15 protein-coding genes and 1 tRNA gene are annotated in these 16,239 nt (G+C 58.5%); 4 read left to right on the top strand and 12 right to left on the bottom strand.

Translation table 11 applies throughout. The features are described from left to right. Positions 1-156: 156 nt before the first annotated feature. Positions 157-897, top strand: a complete 741-nt coding sequence (gene dpaA, locus KGP24_RS04480; protein ID WP_223562498.1) for a peptidoglycan meso-diaminopimelic acid protein amidase — start codon at positions 157-159, stop codon at positions 895-897. Here the strand turns inward: dpaA and KGP24_RS04475 are convergent. Both KGP24_RS04475 and lpcA read right to left on the bottom strand, forming a co-directional pair. Beyond that, entirely contained in the window at positions 868-1,635 is a 768-nt protein-coding gene (locus tag KGP24_RS04475; protein ID WP_023310496.1) for a class II glutamine amidotransferase, read from the bottom strand. The two genes, dpaA and KGP24_RS04475, sit on opposite strands and share 30 nt — an antisense overlap. A 48-nt stretch (positions 1,636-1,683) precedes the next feature. Further along, the gene (gene lpcA / locus KGP24_RS04470; protein ID WP_010427884.1) at positions 1,684-2,262 is read right to left on the bottom strand and encodes a D-sedoheptulose 7-phosphate isomerase; all 579 of its coding nucleotides are present in this window, start codon (positions 2,260-2,262) and stop codon (positions 1,684-1,686) included. 239 nt (positions 2,263-2,501) lie between these two features. On the opposite strand from lpcA, the gene fadE reads away from it, so the two are divergent. Both fadE and KGP24_RS04460 read left to right on the top strand, forming a co-directional pair. Then, on the top strand, positions 2,502-4,946 hold the full coding sequence (fadE, locus tag KGP24_RS04465; protein WP_223562497.1) for an acyl-CoA dehydrogenase FadE: 2,445 nt from the start codon (positions 2,502-2,504) through the stop codon (positions 4,944-4,946). A gap of 108 nt (positions 4,947-5,054) precedes the next feature. Next, positions 5,055-5,825 carry an amidohydrolase gene (locus KGP24_RS04460; protein WP_223562496.1) on the top strand — a complete coding sequence of 257 codons (771 nt, stop codon included), beginning with the start codon at positions 5,055-5,057 and terminating at the stop codon, positions 5,823-5,825. 51 nt (positions 5,826-5,876) lie between these two features. Here the strand turns inward: KGP24_RS04460 and KGP24_RS04455 are convergent, their stop codons facing one another. From KGP24_RS04455 to dnaQ, 9 genes are all read right to left on the bottom strand, one after another. Next, on the bottom strand, positions 5,877-7,478 hold the full coding sequence (locus KGP24_RS04455; RefSeq protein WP_223563450.1) for a gamma-glutamyltransferase family protein: 1,602 nt from the start codon (positions 7,476-7,478) through the stop codon (positions 5,877-5,879). Between the two features lie 9 nt (positions 7,479-7,487). After that, a complete protein-coding gene (locus KGP24_RS04450) occupies positions 7,488-8,363 on the bottom strand; it encodes an ABC transporter permease (RefSeq protein ID WP_223562495.1) in 876 nt (291 codons plus the stop codon). Between the two features lie 2 nt (positions 8,364-8,365). Beyond that, complete coding sequence (locus KGP24_RS04445; RefSeq protein ID WP_023310491.1) at positions 8,366-9,307, bottom strand: ABC transporter permease; 942 nt, start codon at positions 9,305-9,307, stop codon at positions 8,366-8,368. A gap of 18 nt (positions 9,308-9,325) precedes the next feature. Beyond that, positions 9,326-10,840, bottom strand: coding sequence for an ABC transporter substrate-binding protein (locus KGP24_RS04440; RefSeq protein WP_223562494.1), 1,515 nt, complete (start codon positions 10,838-10,840; stop codon positions 9,326-9,328). Positions 10,841-10,842: 2 nt separating this feature from the next. Continuing rightward, on the bottom strand, positions 10,843-11,925 hold the full coding sequence (locus KGP24_RS04435) for an oligopeptide/dipeptide ABC transporter ATP-binding protein (protein ID WP_223562493.1): 1,083 nt from the start codon (positions 11,923-11,925) through the stop codon (positions 10,843-10,845). Continuing rightward, complete coding sequence (locus KGP24_RS04430; RefSeq protein WP_223562492.1) at positions 11,922-12,935, bottom strand: ABC transporter ATP-binding protein; 1,014 nt, start codon at positions 12,933-12,935, stop codon at positions 11,922-11,924. Before KGP24_RS04430 ends, KGP24_RS04435 begins: the two co-directional genes overlap by 4 nt. Next, positions 12,932-13,651, bottom strand: coding sequence for an FCD domain-containing protein (locus tag KGP24_RS04425; protein ID WP_223562491.1), 720 nt, complete (start codon positions 13,649-13,651; stop codon positions 12,932-12,934). Before KGP24_RS04425 ends, KGP24_RS04430 begins: the two co-directional genes overlap by 4 nt. A gap of 379 nt (positions 13,652-14,030) precedes the next feature. Next, positions 14,031-14,107: transfer RNA gene (locus tag KGP24_RS04420), tRNA-Asp, on the bottom strand. A gap of 132 nt (positions 14,108-14,239) precedes the next feature. Continuing rightward, a complete protein-coding gene (dnaQ, locus tag KGP24_RS04415) occupies positions 14,240-14,971 on the bottom strand; it encodes a DNA polymerase III subunit epsilon (RefSeq protein ID WP_223562490.1) in 732 nt (243 codons plus the stop codon). A gap of 31 nt (positions 14,972-15,002) precedes the next feature. On the opposite strand from dnaQ, the gene rnhA reads away from it, so the two are divergent. Beyond that, positions 15,003-15,503 (top strand): ribonuclease HI, encoded by a 501-nt coding sequence (gene rnhA / locus KGP24_RS04410; protein ID WP_223563449.1) that lies wholly within the window; start codon positions 15,003-15,005, stop codon positions 15,501-15,503. On the opposite strand, the gene KGP24_RS04405 is transcribed toward rnhA, so the two are convergent. Then, positions 15,500-16,219 (bottom strand): class I SAM-dependent methyltransferase, encoded by a 720-nt coding sequence (locus tag KGP24_RS04405; RefSeq protein ID WP_223562489.1) that lies wholly within the window; start codon positions 16,217-16,219, stop codon positions 15,500-15,502. The genes rnhA and KGP24_RS04405 overlap by 4 nt on opposite strands. Positions 16,220-16,239 lie beyond the last annotated feature (20 nt).

The following is a 16,239-nucleotide window of genomic DNA, read 5'->3' as shown; positions in this document are numbered from 1 at the left end:
GGTTTATAAAGTAAAACTAATTTGTAAACTCACCGCCCGGCTCTTGCGAAAATCTATAGCGGTGCTAATGTGAGCGCTCCTAACAGAATAATCTGATTTCGGGTCTCTTTTGCCGTCCTGGCAAGTTGGTCATGGTTTTATCAAGGAACTAGTAGTATGCGTAAAATCGCATTGTTCATTGCGATGCTTCTGATGCCGTGCATGTCGTTTGCCGGGCTGCTCAGCAGTAATAGCTCAACGACGCCGATCAGCAAAGAATATAAACAGCAGTTAATGGGATCGCCGGTTTATATTCAGATCTTTAAGGAAGAGCGCACTCTCGATCTGTTTGTCAAAATGGGCGAGACATATCAGCTGCTTGATAGTTACAAAATTTGTAACTACTCCGGCGGTCTGGGGCCAAAACAGCGTCAGGGCGATTTCAAAAGTCCGGAAGGGTTTTACAACGTTCAGCGTAGTCAGCTAAAACCTGACAGCCGCTTCTATAAGGCCATTAACATCGGCTTCCCGAATGCCTATGACCGTGCACACGGTTATGAAGGTAAATACCTGATGATCCACGGTGCCTGCGTGTCTGTCGGCTGTTATGCGATGACCGACTCCGGCATTGATGAGATTTTCCAGTTCGTGACGGGCGCGCTGGTCTTTGGGCAGCCTAACGTACAGGTCAGCATCTATCCCTTCCGCATGACGGACGCCAACATGGCGCGTCACAAGTACTCATACTACGCGGATTTCTGGAAACAGCTGAAGCCTGGTTACGACTACTTTGAGCAGACCCACAAGCCACCAGTGGTCTCTATCGTCGATGGCCGTTACGTGGTCAGCAAACCGCTGAGCCACGAAGTCGTCCATCCGCAGCTGGCGTCAAATTACACGGTCCCCGAGACAAAATAGCACCCACTCGCCTGGCATAATCTTTTGCCAGGTTTCGTTGCCCGTTAACGGCTGCGTTGCGATAACAGTGACCACATCGTTCGGTGTGGTCTCCTTCTGAAAGTCTATCTCCACATCCTGATCGAGCAGCGTCGCAACCCCAAACGGCGCTCGGCGGGTGATCCAGAACAGATTCGTCGAGCAGAACGCCATCACATAGCGGCCATCAGAGAGCAGCATGTTGAACACGCCTTTTTCACGCAGTTCAGATGCCAGCGTCGCGATGTATTTGAACACGGCAGTCATGTTGCCGGGCGTGCGGGGATAGCGCTCCGTCAGCTTGTGAAGCAGCCAGCAGAAGGCTTTTTCGCTGTCCGTCTCGCCGACCGGGCGGAAATTACCCGTCTCCAGTGATTTATAGCCCGTGAGTTGCCCGTTGTGCGCATAGGTCCAGTTACGGCCCCACAGTTCACGGGTAAACGGATGGGTATTTTCCAGCGCCACTTCGCCACGGTTAGCCTGACGGATGTGGGCGATCACCGAGCGGGACTTGATGGGATAGTCCTGCACCAGTTTAGCAATCGGTGAGTTAAAGCTGGGCTGTGGATCTTTGAACGTGCGACACCCTTTGCCTTCGTAGAAGGTGATGCCCCAGCCGTCTTTATGCGGCCCGGTTCCTCCACCGCGCTGAACCAGTCCGGTGAAGCTAAAGCAGATATCGGTTGGCACATTGGCGCTCATCCCGAGCAGTTCGCACATAAAACACCTCCACAACAGCGGGGGGCACCGGAGCCCCCCAGCGAAGTCTTACTTAACCATCTCTTTTTCGATCAGCTGGATCAGGATGTGGATCACTTTGATGTGAATTTCCTGAATTCGGTCAGCATAACCGAAGTGCGGAACGCGAATTTCGACATCCGCCGTACCGTCCATCTTACCGCCATCTTTCCCGGTCAGGGTGATGACTTTCATCCCTTTTTCACGCGCGGCGGCGATCGCTTTGATCACGTTGCCGGAGTTGCCGGAAGTAGAGATTCCCAGCAACACGTCGCCTTCACGGCCTACGGCTTCAACGTAGCGGGAGAAGATGTGGTCGTAACCAAAGTCGTTACCTACGCAGGAGATGTGGCTCACGTCGGAAATCGCAATCGCCGGGTAGCCCGGGCGGTTTTCGCGATAGCGTCCGGTCAGCTCTTCTGCGAAGTGCATAGCGTCACAGTGAGAACCGCCGTTACCGCAGGAAAGCACTTTGCCACCGGCTTTAAAGCTGTCGGCCAGCAGGACCGCTGCGCGCTGAATAGCGTGAATATTGGCATCATCTTTCAGAAAGTTCGCCAGCGTTTCCGCCGCTTCGTTCAGTTCGTTACGAATAAGATCCTGGTACATGAGGATAATCCTTCAGTATTGATGAAATAACACAGTGGAGTGTACCGGATAGCGGGAAAAGCGAGAAGCTAAAGCCATGCGAATCGTCCGGCGTTTTGCTTTTTCGTGCCGGCGAAAACGCGAACAATGTGAACCAGGTTGTAATTATTTTGTAAACACATTGCTAAAGGAAATAACATCAACTACAACCATATCATCACAAGTGGTCAGACCTCCTACAAGCAAGGGAGCTTTTCTTTATGATGATTTTGAGCATTCTCGCAACCGTTGTTCTGCTCGGTGTGTTGTTCTATCACCGCGTAAGTTTATTCCTGAGCAGCCTGATTCTTCTGGCCTGGACGGCTGCGCTTGGCGTCGCAGGCCTCTGGAATATCTGGCTTTTAGTCCCTCTTGCCATCATTCTTCTGCCGTTTAACCTGGCCCCGATGCGTAAATCAATGATCTCTGCGCCGGTGTTCAAAGGCTTCCGCAAAGTGATGCCGCCGATGTCGCGTACCGAGAAAGAAGCGATTGATGCGGGCACCACCTGGTGGGAAGGCGATCTGTTCCAGGGCAACCCAGACTGGAAAAAGCTGCATAACTATCCGCAGCCGCGCCTGACCGCTGAAGAGCAGGCCTTTATTGACGGCCCGGTGGAAGAAGCGTGCCGTATGGCAAACGACTTTGCCATCACCCATGAAATGGCCGATCTGCCGCCAGAGCTGTGGGCGTATCTGAAAGAACATCGCTTCTTCGCGATGATCATCAAGAAAGAGTACGGCGGCCTGGAATTCTCCGCTTACGCTCAGGCTCGCGTCCTGCAAAAGCTGGCGGGCGTCTCCGGGATCCTGGCGATTACCGTTGGCGTGCCTAACTCCTTAGGCCCGGGCGAACTGCTGCAGCATTACGGCACGGAAGAGCAGAAAGATCACTACCTGCCGCGTCTGGCACGCGGTCAGGAGATCCCTTGCTTCGCGCTGACCAGCCCGGAAGCGGGTTCCGATGCAGGCGCGATCCCGGATACCGGCGTGGTCTGCATTGGTGAATGGCAGGGCGAGCAGGTGCTGGGCATGCGCCTGACCTGGAACAAGCGTTATATCACCCTGGCGCCAATCGCCACCGTGCTGGGTCTGGCCTTTAAGCTCTCTGACCCGGAAAAACTGCTGGGCGGTGAAGAAGATCTGGGTATTACCTGTGCGCTGATCCCAACCTCTACCCCTGGCGTTGAAATTGGTCGTCGTCACTTCCCGCTGAACGTGCCGTTCCAGAACGGTCCGACCCGCGGTCAGGACATCTTTGTGCCGATTGACTACATCATCGGTGGCCCGAAAATGGCCGGTCAGGGATGGCGCATGCTGGTGGAATGTCTGTCTGTGGGCCGCGGCATTACCCTGCCTTCGAACTCAACCGGTGGTCTGAAGTCGGTAGCGATGGGTATTGGCGCATACGCCCACATCCGCCGTCAGTTCAAAATCTCCATCGGCAAGATGGAAGGTATTGAAGAGCCGCTGGCGCGTATCGCGGGCAACGCCTACGTGATGGATGCCGCTGCTTCTCTGATTACCTACGGCATTATGCTGGGTGAAAAACCGGCCGTGCTGTCCGCAATTGTGAAGTACCACTGTACCCACCGCGCGCAGCAGTCGATCATTGACGCGATGGATATCGCGGGCGGTAAAGGCATTATGCTCGGCGAAGGCAACTTCCTGGCGCGCGGCTATCAGGGCGCACCGATTGCCATCACCGTGGAAGGCGCAAACATCCTGACCCGCAGCATGATGATCTTCGGTCAGGGCGCAATTCGCTGCCATCCTTACGTGCTGGAAGAGATGGCTGCCGCGCAGAACAACGACGTGGATGCCTTCGATAAGCTGCTGTTCAAACATATCGGTCACGTGGGCAGCAACAAGGTTCGCAGCTTCTGGCTGGGCCTGACGCGCGGCCTTACCAGCGCGACGCCGACCGGCGATGCGACCAAACGTTATTACCAGCATCTGAACCGTCTGAGCGCCAACCTGGCTCTGCTGTCTGACGTCTCTATGGCGGTGCTGGGCGGTAGCCTGAAGCGTCGCGAGCGTATCTCTGCCCGTCTGGGGGATGTGCTGAGCCAGATCTTCCTGGCCTCGGCGGTCCTGAAGCGCTACGACGACGAAGGCCGTCAGGAAGCGGATCTGCCGCTGGTACACTGGGGCGTTCAGGATGCAATGTATCAGGCTGAACAGGCGATTGACGACCTGCTGGCGAACTTCCCGAACCGCTTCGTGGCGGGCGCTCTGCGCGTGGTGATCTTCCCGACCGGTCGTCACCATCTGGCGCCGTCCGACAAGCTGGACCACAAGGTGGCGAAGATCCTGCAGGTACCGAGCGCAACCCGCTCCCGTATCGGCCGCGGTCAGTATCTGACGCCGACGCCGCATAACCCGGTGGGTCTGCTGGAAGAGGCGCTGCTGGACGTGATGGCTGCCGATCCGATTCACCAGAAGATCTGTAAACAGCTGGGCAAAAACCTGCCGTTTACCCGTCTGGACGAGCTGGCAAAACAGGCGCTCGCCGGTGGCATTATCAATAAAGATGAAGCTGCTCTGCTGGTGAAAGCCGAAGAGAGCCGTCTGCGCAGTATTAACGTGGATGATTTCGAACCGGAAGAGCTGGCGACGCAGCCGGTAAAGCTGCCGGAGAAGCACCGCAAACCTGAAGCGGCGTAACGCGTTTCGCTTATACAAACCCCGCCTCGCGCGGGGTTTTTTATTGCCACATTTTCTCGTTATGTCGTGCTACAGTGTCAAAAAGTGGTCGTTTGAGGAGTCTGAATTGTGCCTGGTCTGAAGATTTCTATTTTGCAGCAACCTTTAGTGTGGATGGATGGCCCCGCCAACCTGCGCCACTTTGATCGTCAACTGGAAGGCATTACCGGGCGTGATGTGATTGTCCTGCCGGAGATGTTCACGACCGGCTTCGCCATGGAGGCGGCAAAGCAGTCCCTGCCGCAGGATGAGGTAGTCGCCTGGATGCATGCCAAAGCGCAGCAGACCAACGCGCTGATCGCCGGGAGCGCCGCCCTGCAAACGGAACGCGGGCCGGTGAACCGCTTCCTGCTGGTGGAGCCGGAAGGGAAGGTGCATTTTTACGATAAACGCCACCTGTTCCGTATGGCGGATGAGCATCATCACTACGAAGCCGGAAACGAGCGCGTGGTGTTCGAGTGGCGCGGCTGGCGTATTTTGCCGCTGGTCTGCTACGACCTGCGCTTCCCGGTGTGGTCGCGCAACCGCAACGATTACGACCTGGCACTGTATGTCGCCAACTGGCCTGCGCCGCGCTCCCTGCACTGGCAGTCGCTGCTGGTAGCGCGCGCAATTGAGAACCAGGCGTACGTGGTGGGCTGTAACCGCGTGGGAACCGACGGCAACGGGCATCACTACCGCGGCGACAGCCGGGTGGTGAACCCGCAGGGCGAGATCATTGCCACCGCCGAGCCGCATCAGGCGACGCGCATTGATGCCGAGATGTCATTGACGGCGCTGCAAGAGTATCGGGAGAAGTTTCCGGCATGGCAGGATGCGGATCCGTTTAGCATTGGGTGAAATTTTCCCCTCACCCCGCCCCTCTCCCAAAGGGAGAGGGACGATAAAACATTAACTCACCAGCGCCTGCCCGTCTTTGCGGCTTTCCGTCGCAGCCACGTAGTGCCCTTCCGGCAGACGGTAAATCACCTGCGCCCCGCCGAAGTTGTAATCCTGCAGCGGATCTTCCACCACGATCTGATGCCCCCGCTCGCGCAGCGCGGCGATAGTATTGCGATCGAACGTCGATTCAACGATCACCTCTCTGCCCTGCACCACGCGCCAGCGCGGGGCGTCAATTGCCGCCTGTGGGTTTTGCCCGTGCAGCATAATGCGCAGCGCCATCTGCATGTGTCCCTGCGCCTGCATCGGGCCACCCATCACGCCAAAGGACATCAGCGGCTGGCCGTTGCCGTCCATCGCAAAGCCCGGAATGATGGTGTGGAACGGACGCTTGCTGCCCGCCAGCGCGTTCGGGTGACTGGGATCCAGCACAAATCCGCAGCCCCGATTTTGCAGGCTGATCCCCGTATCCGGCACCACAATGCCTGAACCGAAACCCATATAGTTGGACTGAATAAACGAGACCATCATCCCGCTGGCGTCGGCGGTGCTGATGTAGACCGTGCCGCTCTGCGTCGGGGAACCGTAGACAAAATCGGACGCCTTATCGTGATCGATAAGCGCGGCTCGCGACTTCAGATAATGGTCGCTCAGCAGCTCTTTTGCCGCAAACGCCATGTGTTCTTCATCCGCCACGTAGCGGTCGAGATCCGCCAGCGCCAGCTTCATCGCCTCAATGGACAGGTGCAGGGACTGCACGGAATCCGGATGATGCTTCTCAATGCCGCACTGCTCCAGAATGCCGAGTGCAATCAGCGTGGCGATCCCCTGGCCGTTTGGCGGCAGCTCCTGCACCGAACCGCCCGCGAAGTCGCGCGACAGCAGCTCAACCCAGTCTACGCGATGGTTTGCCAGATCGTCGGCAGTAAGATGCGCGCCGTGCTCTTTGGCGAAAGCGGCAATCTTCTGCGCCAGCTCGCCGCGGTAAAAGGCTTCGCCGTTGGTGCGGGCAATCAGCTCAAGCGAGTTCGCCTGCGCCGGGTTACGGAAGATTTCACCAATACGCGGGGCGCGTCCCTCAGGGGCGAAACATGCACTAAAGCCCGGCTGGTCTTTCAGCTTGTTGTAGCCCCGTTGCCAGAGATGGCCAATCAGCGGGGAGACCGGGAAACCGTTTCGCGCATAGTCAATGGCAGGCTGCGCCAGCGTGGTCAGCGGCAGCGTGCCGAAGCGTTCCGCCAGCGCGACCCAGCCGGATACCGCACCCGGCACGGTCACCGCGTCCCAGCCAATTTCCGGCACCGCCGTTTTTCCGGCAAACAGATCCGCATGCCAGCTGGCCGGCGAACGACCGGACGCGTTCAGCCCGTGAAGCTTTTCACCGTCCCAGACGATCGCAAAGGCGTCGCTGCCAATCCCGTTGCCGGTCGGCTCAACCACCGTCAGCGCCATCGCGGTGGCAATGGCCGCATCCACGGCGTTGCCGCCCAGCTGCAGCATTTTCATTCCCGCCTGTGCCGCCAGCGGCTGCGACGTGGCAACCGCGTTATGGCCCAGCATCGGCGGGCGGCGTGAATCGTAACCGGACGTAAAATCAAGCGCTTTGGTCATCATGACTCCTTAGTCGTGGCGCGGATCGAGCGCATCGCGCAGCCCGTCACCGAGTAAATTAAAGCCCTGCACGGCAAGGAAAATCGCCACGCCGGGGAAAACGGACATCCACGGCGCCTGCTCCAGAAACCCTTTCGCAGTGTTGAGCATGGAGCCCCAGGACGGATTGGGCGGCTGCTGCCCCAGCCCTAAAAACGACAGGCTGGCTTCGGCGATAATCGCCGAGGCAATCGCCAGCGTGGCCTGCACCAGGATCGGCGACATCACGTTTGGCAGGACGTATTTGATGATGATCCAGCGATCCGGCAGGCCAATCGCCCGCGCGCCGTCGATGTACTCTTCGTTGCGAATGGCGATCACCTGGCCGCGCGTCAGGCGGGCGAAGATCGGCATCGCCGAAAGGCCGATGGCGATCATGGCGTTCGTCAGGCTCGGGCCCAAAAATGCCCCCAGCGCGATCGCCATGATCAGGAACGGACAGGCCAGCAGCGCCTCGATAAACCGCGAGATCACCCCGTCCCATATTTTCTGGTAGTAACCCGCCACCAGCCCCAGCGGCACGCCGATGACCACCGCGATAACGACCGACATACAGCCCGCCATCAGCGAGGTGCGCGCCCCCCAGATAATGCGGGATAAAATGTCGCGCCCCAGCTCGTCGGTGCCGAACCAGTACATCGCCGACGGCGCTTTGCGCACCGCCAGAAAGTTGGCTTTAACCGGGTCGAACGGGGCGAGCCACGGCGCCAGCAGCGCCACAATTACAAAGAACCCCACCACCACCGCGCCAATCACCGCGCTTTTGTTGGCGAGGAATTTCTTCAGCACCCGGTTTTGCGCGCGCGGCAGCGCGGGCGTAACGGTTTGCGTCGTCAGTTCCGCCATGGTTAACCTCGCATTTTCGGGTTGATAAGGACGTAGAGCACGTCGGCCAGCAGGTTGAGCATCAGGAAGCCAATCGCCACGATCAGCACCACGCCCTGCACCACCGCGTAGTCACGGTTGAATACCGAATCGACAATCATCTTGCCAAAGCCCGGGATGGTGAAGACCTGCTCGGTCAGCACCGCACCGCCCAGCAGCTCGCCGAACAGCAGCGTGGTGAGGGTGATGACCGGCACCAGCGCGTTGCGAAACGCGTGCTTTAAGATCACCGCTTTTGGCAGCAGCCCCTTAGCCCGCGCGGTACGGATGTAATCTGCCTTCAGGACCGCAATCATCGACGCGCGGGTGTGGCGCATCAGCGTTGCCGCGAGGCCGGTTCCGAGCACGGACGCGGGCAGCAGCAGCGTGCGCAGGTTCTGGAGCGGATCTTCACTGAACGGCACGTAGCCGGACGCGGGTAGCCACTGCAGGTTCACCGAAAAGACCAGAATCAGCAGGATCCCCAGCCAGAAGTGCGGGATCGAGATCCCCGAGATCGCCACGAAGTTCGCCCCGTGATCGACCCAGCTGTTTTTGTTCACCGCCGCGAGGATCCCCATGCTGATGCCAAACACCAGCGCAATAATCATCGCCAGCAGGGACAGCTCCAGCGTGACCGGCAGCTTGCTGGCGATCAGCTGCGTCACCGGTTCGTGCGTGCGTAAAGAGACGCCCAGATCGCCCTGCAGCGCCCGCGTCAGCCAGTGGAAATACTGCACGGGGATCGGCGCATCGAGGTTCAGCTCCGCGCGCAGCTGGGCGATGACCGCCGGATCGCGCTCCTCCCCGGCCATGGCAATCAGCGGGTCGCCGGGCAGCAGCTTTTGCAGCCCGAACACCATCATGCTCACCAGCAGCAGAGTTGGTATAGCCAGCAGCAGACGTTTGCAAATAAGTTCCAGCATGGGTTCTCCTCAGGACGTTTATTTCGCCAGCGTCAAACCCGCCAGACGCACGATGCCGTCCGGGTACGGCTTAAAGCCCTGCACGCTTTTGTTCAGACCGAAAATGCGCGGCTCGAAGTAGAGGTAGGCAATCGGCATATCGGTTTGCAGCTGTTTCACCACCTTGTCGTACAGCGGCTGGCGTGCGCCCTGATCGGTGCTCTGGCGCGCCTGGGTCAGCCACTCGTCGACCTGCGCGTTGCTGTAGCGGCCGTCGTTCAGAGTGCCTTTGCTGTTGATAAAGCCGTAGATGCTGCCGTCCGGATCCGGACGTCCCGACCAGCCGGAGAAGCTCAGCTGGTAGTCCCCGCTCTGCTGGCGGTCCAGCAGCGTGGCGAATTCGGTCATCTGCAGGTTCAGATTAAAGCCCGCCTCGGCGACCATTGCCTGCAGCACCTGGCCGACCTGCTGCGAGGTTGGGTTGTTTGGCACCAGCAGGTTGACGGTCAGCGGCGCGGTGATGCCTGCCGCTTTCAGCAGGGCTTTGGCTTTGTCGACGTCACGCGGCGGAACCGGCAGGTTGACGTGATACGGGCTGACCGGGGAAAACGCCTGGTTGGCCGGGGTGTAAAGCCCTTCGAAGACCACCTGGTTTAACGCATCGCGGTCGATGGCCTGAGAAAACGCCTCGCGCACGCGGGCGTCCTTAAACGGATCGTTGGCCGGCACCTTGCCGTTATTGATGTTGAAGGTGATGCCCTGATAGCCCAGACCGGTCACCTTCGCCAGCGCCAGCTTGCTGTCGGCCTCGACCGTTTTCACGTCGCTGGCGGCGATGCCTTCGGTCAGGTCGAGATCGCCCGCGCGCAGGTTCGCGAGGCGCACGGAGGCGTCCGGGATCGGCAGATAGATGATTTTGTCGAAGTGGTAGGCGTTTTTGTTCCAGTAGTTATCGAAGCGGCTCAAAACGATGCGGTCCTGGGACACGCGGCTGTCGAATTTATACGGGCCGGAGCAGACCGGATGGGCGGCAAAGTCAGGCTTTTTCGCCGCCTCGGGAGCCATCATCGCGCCCGCGCGGTCGGTGAGCTGCATCAGCAGCGCGGCATCGGGCGTTTTCAGGTGCAGCGCAATCTGCATTGGGCCGGTGACCTCGACCGATTCAACGGAGGAGATCTCGCTCTTACGCAGGGAGCCTTTCAGGGTCAGGGCGCGGTCAAGATTGTATTTTGCGGCGGCGGCATCGAATTTCTCACCGTCGTGGAAGGTGACGCCTTCGCGCAGATTGAGCGTCAGGGTTTTACCGTCGTCACTCCACGCCCAGTCCTTGGCCAGACCGGGGACGACCTTCAGGTTTTCATCCACGTCCACCAGCCTGTCGCACAGGGAGGCAAACACGAAGCGGCCATAGTAGGTGCGCGCCAGATGCGGGTCGAGCATGTCCGGGTCTGCGCCCAGGCCGATCCGCAGCACGCTTTCAGAATGGGCGGGCAGCGCCGCGCCAAGCAACATAACACTTCCCAGTACGGTCAAAAGAGAATTACGCATTGTCATTATCATGAGTTCCTTGAAGGAAGGGACGAGTGAGTGGCCGCGTGTTCAAACAGCGCGCGGCGGCGCAGAAAAGCGGCGGATGGCGGTGCGATCTGGATAACGCTGCGATCGCGGTTGATCTCCTGCCAGCGGTGGCAGGCAACCTGACGCCCGCCGTCGAGCACCTGATTAATCGGCTCGACCTGGCGGCATTCATCGGTAACGTACGGGCAGCGGGTGTGGAAACGGCAGCCGGACGGCGGGCTGGCCGGGTTGGGCAGATCCCCCTGCAGCAGCGGCGCCTCTCGCTCAACGCCCGGCTGCATCTGCGGCGCCGAGGCGATCAGCGCCTGGGTATAGGGGTGCAGCGGCGCGTCAAAAATCTCATCCACGGTGGCAAGCTCGACGATTTGCCCGAGATACATCACCGCCACGCGGTCGCTCATATGGCGGATCACCGCCAGACCGTGGGCGACAATCACCATCGTCAGCCCCAGCTGGTGCTTCAGGCTTTCCAGCAGGTTGACCACCTGCGCCTGAACGGACACATCCAGCGCGGATACCGGCTCATCACCCAGCAGCAGCTTCGGCCCCGAGGCCAGCGCGCGCGCAATGCCGATACGCTGGCGCTGCCCGCCGGAAAACTCATGTGGATAGCGCCCGGCCCAGGCGGCAGGCAGGCCAACGGTTTTAAGCAGCTCGGCAACGCGGTACTGGCGATCCGCTTTTTTCATGTTCTGATGCAGCCACAGCGGCTCCCCGACGATCTGCTCCACCGTCATGCGCGGGTTGAGCGAGGCGAAGGGATCCTGAAAAATAATCTGCAGCTCGCGCCGGAGCTGGTTCAGGCGGGCACCGGAGGCGTCGGTGATCTCCTCCCCCTGATAAAAGACGCGCCCTTCGCTGGCGGCCAGCAAACGCAGCAGCAGACGGCCTAGGGTGGATTTTCCGGAACCGGACTCGCCGACAATCGCCAGCGTTTCGCCCGGCATCACGGCAAGCGATACGCGATCGACCGCCGTGACAAACCGTGCCGGAGTAAAGAGCTTTTTGGGGCCGGGGAAAAGCTTGCTGAGGTCGTGGGCTTCAAGAATGGGCGTGGTCATGCGGTCTCTCCCAGGGCAATGTGGTGTTCAAGCGGCACGCGGAAGCAGGCGACCTGATGGCCCGCGCCGAGCGCGGTGAGCTGAGGTTTTTCATCATGGCAGCGCGACTGCGCAAACGGGCAGCGGGTGGCAAAACGGCAGCCTTTCGGCATGGATTCCGGGAGCGGGACCGCGCCGGGAATGGTGGAGAGCTGGCCCTTGCGTGCGCCCAGCGAGGGGATCGACCCCATCAGGCCGATGGTGTACGGGTGCTGCGGGTCGGCGAATATCGCCTCCACGCTCCCCTGCTCCACCACCTGCCCGGCATACATCACCGCGACCTGCTGGGCGACTTCGGCCACCACGCCTAAATCGTGGGTGATCATCAGCACCGCCGTGCCGGTTTCCTCTTTTAAGGCGTTGAGCAAGGCGAGGATTTGCGCCTGGATGGTGACGTCGAGCGCAGTGGTGGGTTCATCAGCAATCAGCAGTTTGGGATGGTTAATCAGCGCCATCGCAATCATCACGCGCTGGCGCATGCCGCCGGAAAGCTGGTGGGGATATGCTTTCAGGCGCATCTCTGCCGCCGGGATCTGCACCTTGTCGAGGATCTGCAGCGCGACCTTCATCGCCTCTGCGCGCGAGACGTTCTGGTGTCGCATAACCGCTTCGCTGAGCTGATCGCCCAACGTAAACGCCGGATTGAGCGAGGTCATCGGCTCCTGGAAAATCATCGCCAGCTCGCTGCCGCGCAGATCGGCATACTCACGCGGAGAGAGTTTTCGCAGGTCTTGACGGCGGAACTGCATCTCACCGCTGACAATCTGCGCGCTGGCGGGCAGCAAGCCCATGAGCGCCAGTGAGGTGATGCTTTTCCCGCAGCCGGACTCTCCCACCAGCGCCAGCGTTTCGCCCGCCCTGACGGTCAGCGAGATACCATCAAGCACGCTAACCGACGAGCCAGCAAACGTAACGTTGAGGTTTTGCACCCGCAATACGGGCGTGGCGTCCTTAAAGGGTATTGTCGTCATGGCGTGAAGTCGTCCTCGATGTGGATCGCCTGAATCAGGGCGGTTTGCAGGCTGAGCAGGTGTTCGCGCATGGCGACCGCAGCTTCATTAGGCTGGCGATGGATAATCGCAGCCATGATCTTGTGGTGGTGGTCGTTATAGCTATCGACACGTTCGGGCGTGCGGGCTAATTCACGCAGATGCTGCCAGCCCGGTTCACGCCGCACGGCATCAATGGCATCAAACAGGCCGAGCATAAGACGGTTGCCCGCAGCCTCGGCAATCGCCCGGTGAAAGGCGCTATCCCAGAGCTCGTTGAGATCGCGGTCGTCCGGGCTGACCTTATCGATGCGTTCCAGCATGCGCTGCATGAGCGCGAGGTTTTCCCTGGTGGCACGCAGTGCCGCAAGCCGGGCTAAGCCGGGTTCGAGCTGTAGACGAGCTTCCATCACTTCCAGAAGGTTGGTCTGCTGAACCAATCCCTGAAGCGCCAGCGGCTCAACAGGTGCAGCCGGGCCGATAAAGGTCCCTTTGCCCTGCTTACGCCAGATGCGCCCCTCTTCTTCCAGCACGTCCAGCGCACGACGCACTTCACGTCGCCCTACGCCGAGAGTGTCCGACAGCTCACGTTCCGTGGGCAGCGGTATGCCTGGTGTTGACTCATGCTGGTTGATAAGCCCGCGCAACTGCTCAAGCGCGGTGCTGGAATTGGCCAGAAACCGTGACGGTTTTTCCATATTGGTTCGCTCGCTTTCATCATTGCTTTATTTTTATTAACGATAATTTATTGATATGGAATGAAGCTTATCGTGCTAATGATTAAGCAATAACCAAACCAATACGCAATTGGTTCGGTATATTTTTGGAAAGCAGGAGATAACCGGATGATTCTGCGTGAATTATTTTTACAGAAAGACACATTCTGACTGAAGTCTGAAGAGAGGAATGGTGGTTAAACGCACAAAGTTAGTGCGAATAACGCACTACAACCGTGCAAATGTTAATTAATTGCACTGCAAGCATTAATTTTTTGTTAACAGTAAGTGAGAGGGGGAGATTACAGAATGCTGAAACGACGAAGGCCTGAATCATTTCTGATTCAGGCCTTCTGAATAGTGGCGGAACGGACGGGACTCGAACCCGCGACCCCCTGCGTGACAGGCAGGTATTCTAACCGACTGAACTACCGCTCCACTGTTCCCGTTTGGGGAACGAGGCGCATATTACGGTGCGCCTCCGATCTCGTCAACGCTTTTTCTCACGTTTTGAATCGTTTGCTGCAAAAATCACCCAAACGATGATTTTACAGGCATTAAGGCGTTTTTTCAGGCGCGCCACAAACAGCTGCCGCCCTTCTTCTGGACCAGCTCAAGCCGGGATTCGTGGTTAAGAAGCTCTTCGTCACTGGCTAAAATAACCCGCAACCGACTGGCCTGACGGACAACACGCTGAATGCCCGCTTCGCCTTGGGTCTGCTGGGATTCATTTTCCATACTGAACTTCATTGACGTCTGCCCGCCGGTCATCGTCAGATAGACATCGGCCAGGATCTGGGCATCGAGCAACGCCCCGTGAAGCGTTCGCTTGGTATTGTCTATCTCGTAGCGCGAGCAGAGTGCATCCAGGCTGTTTCGCTTGCCGGGGAACATCTTCCTTGCCAGCGCCAGGCTGTCCGTCACCTTACAGAAGGTGTTCGTCTTCGGAATATCACGATTAAGCTTGCTGAATTCATAATCCATAAAGCCGATATCGAACGATGCGTTATGAATGACAAGCTCGGCGCCCTTGATGTATTCCAGAAACTCGTCAGCCACCTCCGCAAACGTCGGTTTATCCAGCAAGAACTCATCGGCAATCCCGTGAACGCCGAACGCTTCGGGATCCACCAGCCGATCGGGCTTGAGGTAAACGTGGAAGTTGTTCCCCGTAAGACGACGGTTCACCACTTCAACGGCGCCGATCTCGATGATCTTATGCCCTTCGTAGTGCGCGCCGATCTGGTTCATACCGGTGGTTTCGGTATCGAGGACAATCTGGCGAGTAATTGCAGTGCTCATAGCGGTCATTTATGTCAGACTTATCGTTTAACTGAACGTTTCGAATACAGGAAGTCTACCAGAGATGCGTAAACAGGTAGAAATTTTCACCGATGGATCTTGTCTCGGTAACCCAGGGCCCGGCGGCTACGGCGCGATTATGCGCTATCGCCAGCACGAAAAAACCTTTAGCGAAGGCTATTTTATGACCACCAACAACCGGATGGAGTTGATGGCGGCCATCGTGGCGCTGGAGGCGTTAAAAGAACATTGTGACGTGGTGTTAAGCACCGACAGTCAGTACGTGCGTCAGGGGATCACCCAGTGGATCCATAACTGGAAAAAACGCGGCTGGAAAACCGCCGATAAGAAGCCGGTCAAGAACGTCGATCTCTGGAAACGTCTTGATGCCGCCCTGGGCCAACACCAGATTAAGTGGGAGTGGGTTAAAGGTCACGCAGGCCATCCGGAAAACGAACGCTGCGACGAACTGGCGCGTGCAGCGGCATCTAATCCCGCACATGAAGATGCAGGCTATCAGCCCGACGCCTAATCGGTTTTTTTGTACTGCCGCGTGGCGCCGACGGTCTGGCGGATGGGCGTTTTCGACTTGCTCTGCTTCATAGGGTTAAGCGTAAGGGGAATGGTTCGCTTACGCGCGACGATAAACTGCAAACAGCCCAACGCGGGGAGATGGGTGCTCAGTACCACGCCCCCCTGCCGCGCCCAGGGCAGCACCTGAAAGCCGCCGTAGCAGAGCACTTCGAAGTTCAGCAGGGACAGCCAGTCGAGCTGACGCATCATGGTGAACATTCGACTGTTGTAAGGCGGCGTCCGGCGCAGCACCGGTACCAGCTTACGCAGGCCCATCAGGCTCAGCGGGTTGAATCCGCTCAGTACCAGCCAGCCGTCATCAATCAGCACGCGATCGGCTTCGCGAAGCAGACGATGCGGATCGCTGCACCAGGGTAACGTGTGTGCGAGCAAACACGCATCAACGGATTTTTCCGCAAACGGCAGATGCAACGGGTCTGCTTTCACCTGAACCGGCGATCCGCCGAGAGAGACGTTGACCTGATGCGAGATAGCGCAGCTTTCGGTATTGATTTCCGCGCTGAGATTGCCAATCTTAAGCAGGTGAAAGCCATACATTTTCGCGAGCCAGGGCTTCAGCTGTTGCTCTAATGCCTCGCGATAGTATTCACCCCAGGGCAATTCCGCCCAACGTTCCGGTGCTGTGACAGTCTGAGGTATCCTTGCCGGTTTCATCAACACACCCGCCACGCTAT

Origin of the sequence: Enterobacter sp. JBIWA008 (genome assembly GCF_019968765.1) — a bacterium.
Classification (GTDB): Bacteria; Pseudomonadota; Gammaproteobacteria; order Enterobacterales; family Enterobacteriaceae; genus Enterobacter.
The sequence above is the reverse complement of the archived record's forward strand: the minus strand, read 5'-3'. Positions and strand labels throughout refer to the sequence as shown.

What these genes read in the sequence shown, in the direction of transcription:
- KGP24_RS04405 (WP_223562489.1), bottom strand. Translation starts at nt 16,219, where the DNA reads ATGAAACCGGCAAGGATACCTCAGACTGTCACAGCACCGGAACGTTGG.
- dpaA (WP_223562498.1), top strand. Translation starts at nt 157, where the DNA reads ATGCGTAAAATCGCATTGTTCATTGCGATGCTTCTGATGCCGTGCATG.
- KGP24_RS04425 (WP_223562491.1), bottom strand. Translation starts at nt 13,651, where the DNA reads ATGGAAAAACCGTCACGGTTTCTGGCCAATTCCAGCACCGCGCTTGAG.
- fadE (WP_223562497.1), top strand. Translation starts at nt 2,502, where the DNA reads ATGATGATTTTGAGCATTCTCGCAACCGTTGTTCTGCTCGGTGTGTTG.
- KGP24_RS04475 (WP_023310496.1), bottom strand. Translation starts at nt 1,635, where the DNA reads ATGTGCGAACTGCTCGGGATGAGCGCCAATGTGCCAACCGATATCTGC.
- KGP24_RS04445 (WP_023310491.1), bottom strand. Translation starts at nt 9,307, where the DNA reads ATGCTGGAACTTATTTGCAAACGTCTGCTGCTGGCTATACCAACTCTG.
- KGP24_RS04455 (WP_223563450.1), bottom strand. Translation starts at nt 7,478, where the DNA reads ATGACCAAAGCGCTTGATTTTACGTCCGGTTACGATTCACGCCGCCCG.
- KGP24_RS04450 (WP_223562495.1), bottom strand. Translation starts at nt 8,363, where the DNA reads ATGGCGGAACTGACGACGCAAACCGTTACGCCCGCGCTGCCGCGCGCG.
- KGP24_RS04435 (WP_223562493.1), bottom strand. Translation starts at nt 11,925, where the DNA reads ATGACCACGCCCATTCTTGAAGCCCACGACCTCAGCAAGCTTTTCCCC.
- lpcA (WP_010427884.1), bottom strand. Translation starts at nt 2,262, where the DNA reads ATGTACCAGGATCTTATTCGTAACGAACTGAACGAAGCGGCGGAAACG.
- KGP24_RS04430 (WP_223562492.1), bottom strand. Translation starts at nt 12,935, where the DNA reads ATGACGACAATACCCTTTAAGGACGCCACGCCCGTATTGCGGGTGCAA.
- KGP24_RS04440 (WP_223562494.1), bottom strand. Translation starts at nt 10,840, where the DNA reads ATGACAATGCGTAATTCTCTTTTGACCGTACTGGGAAGTGTTATGTTG.
- dnaQ (WP_223562490.1), bottom strand. Translation starts at nt 14,971, where the DNA reads ATGAGCACTGCAATTACTCGCCAGATTGTCCTCGATACCGAAACCACC.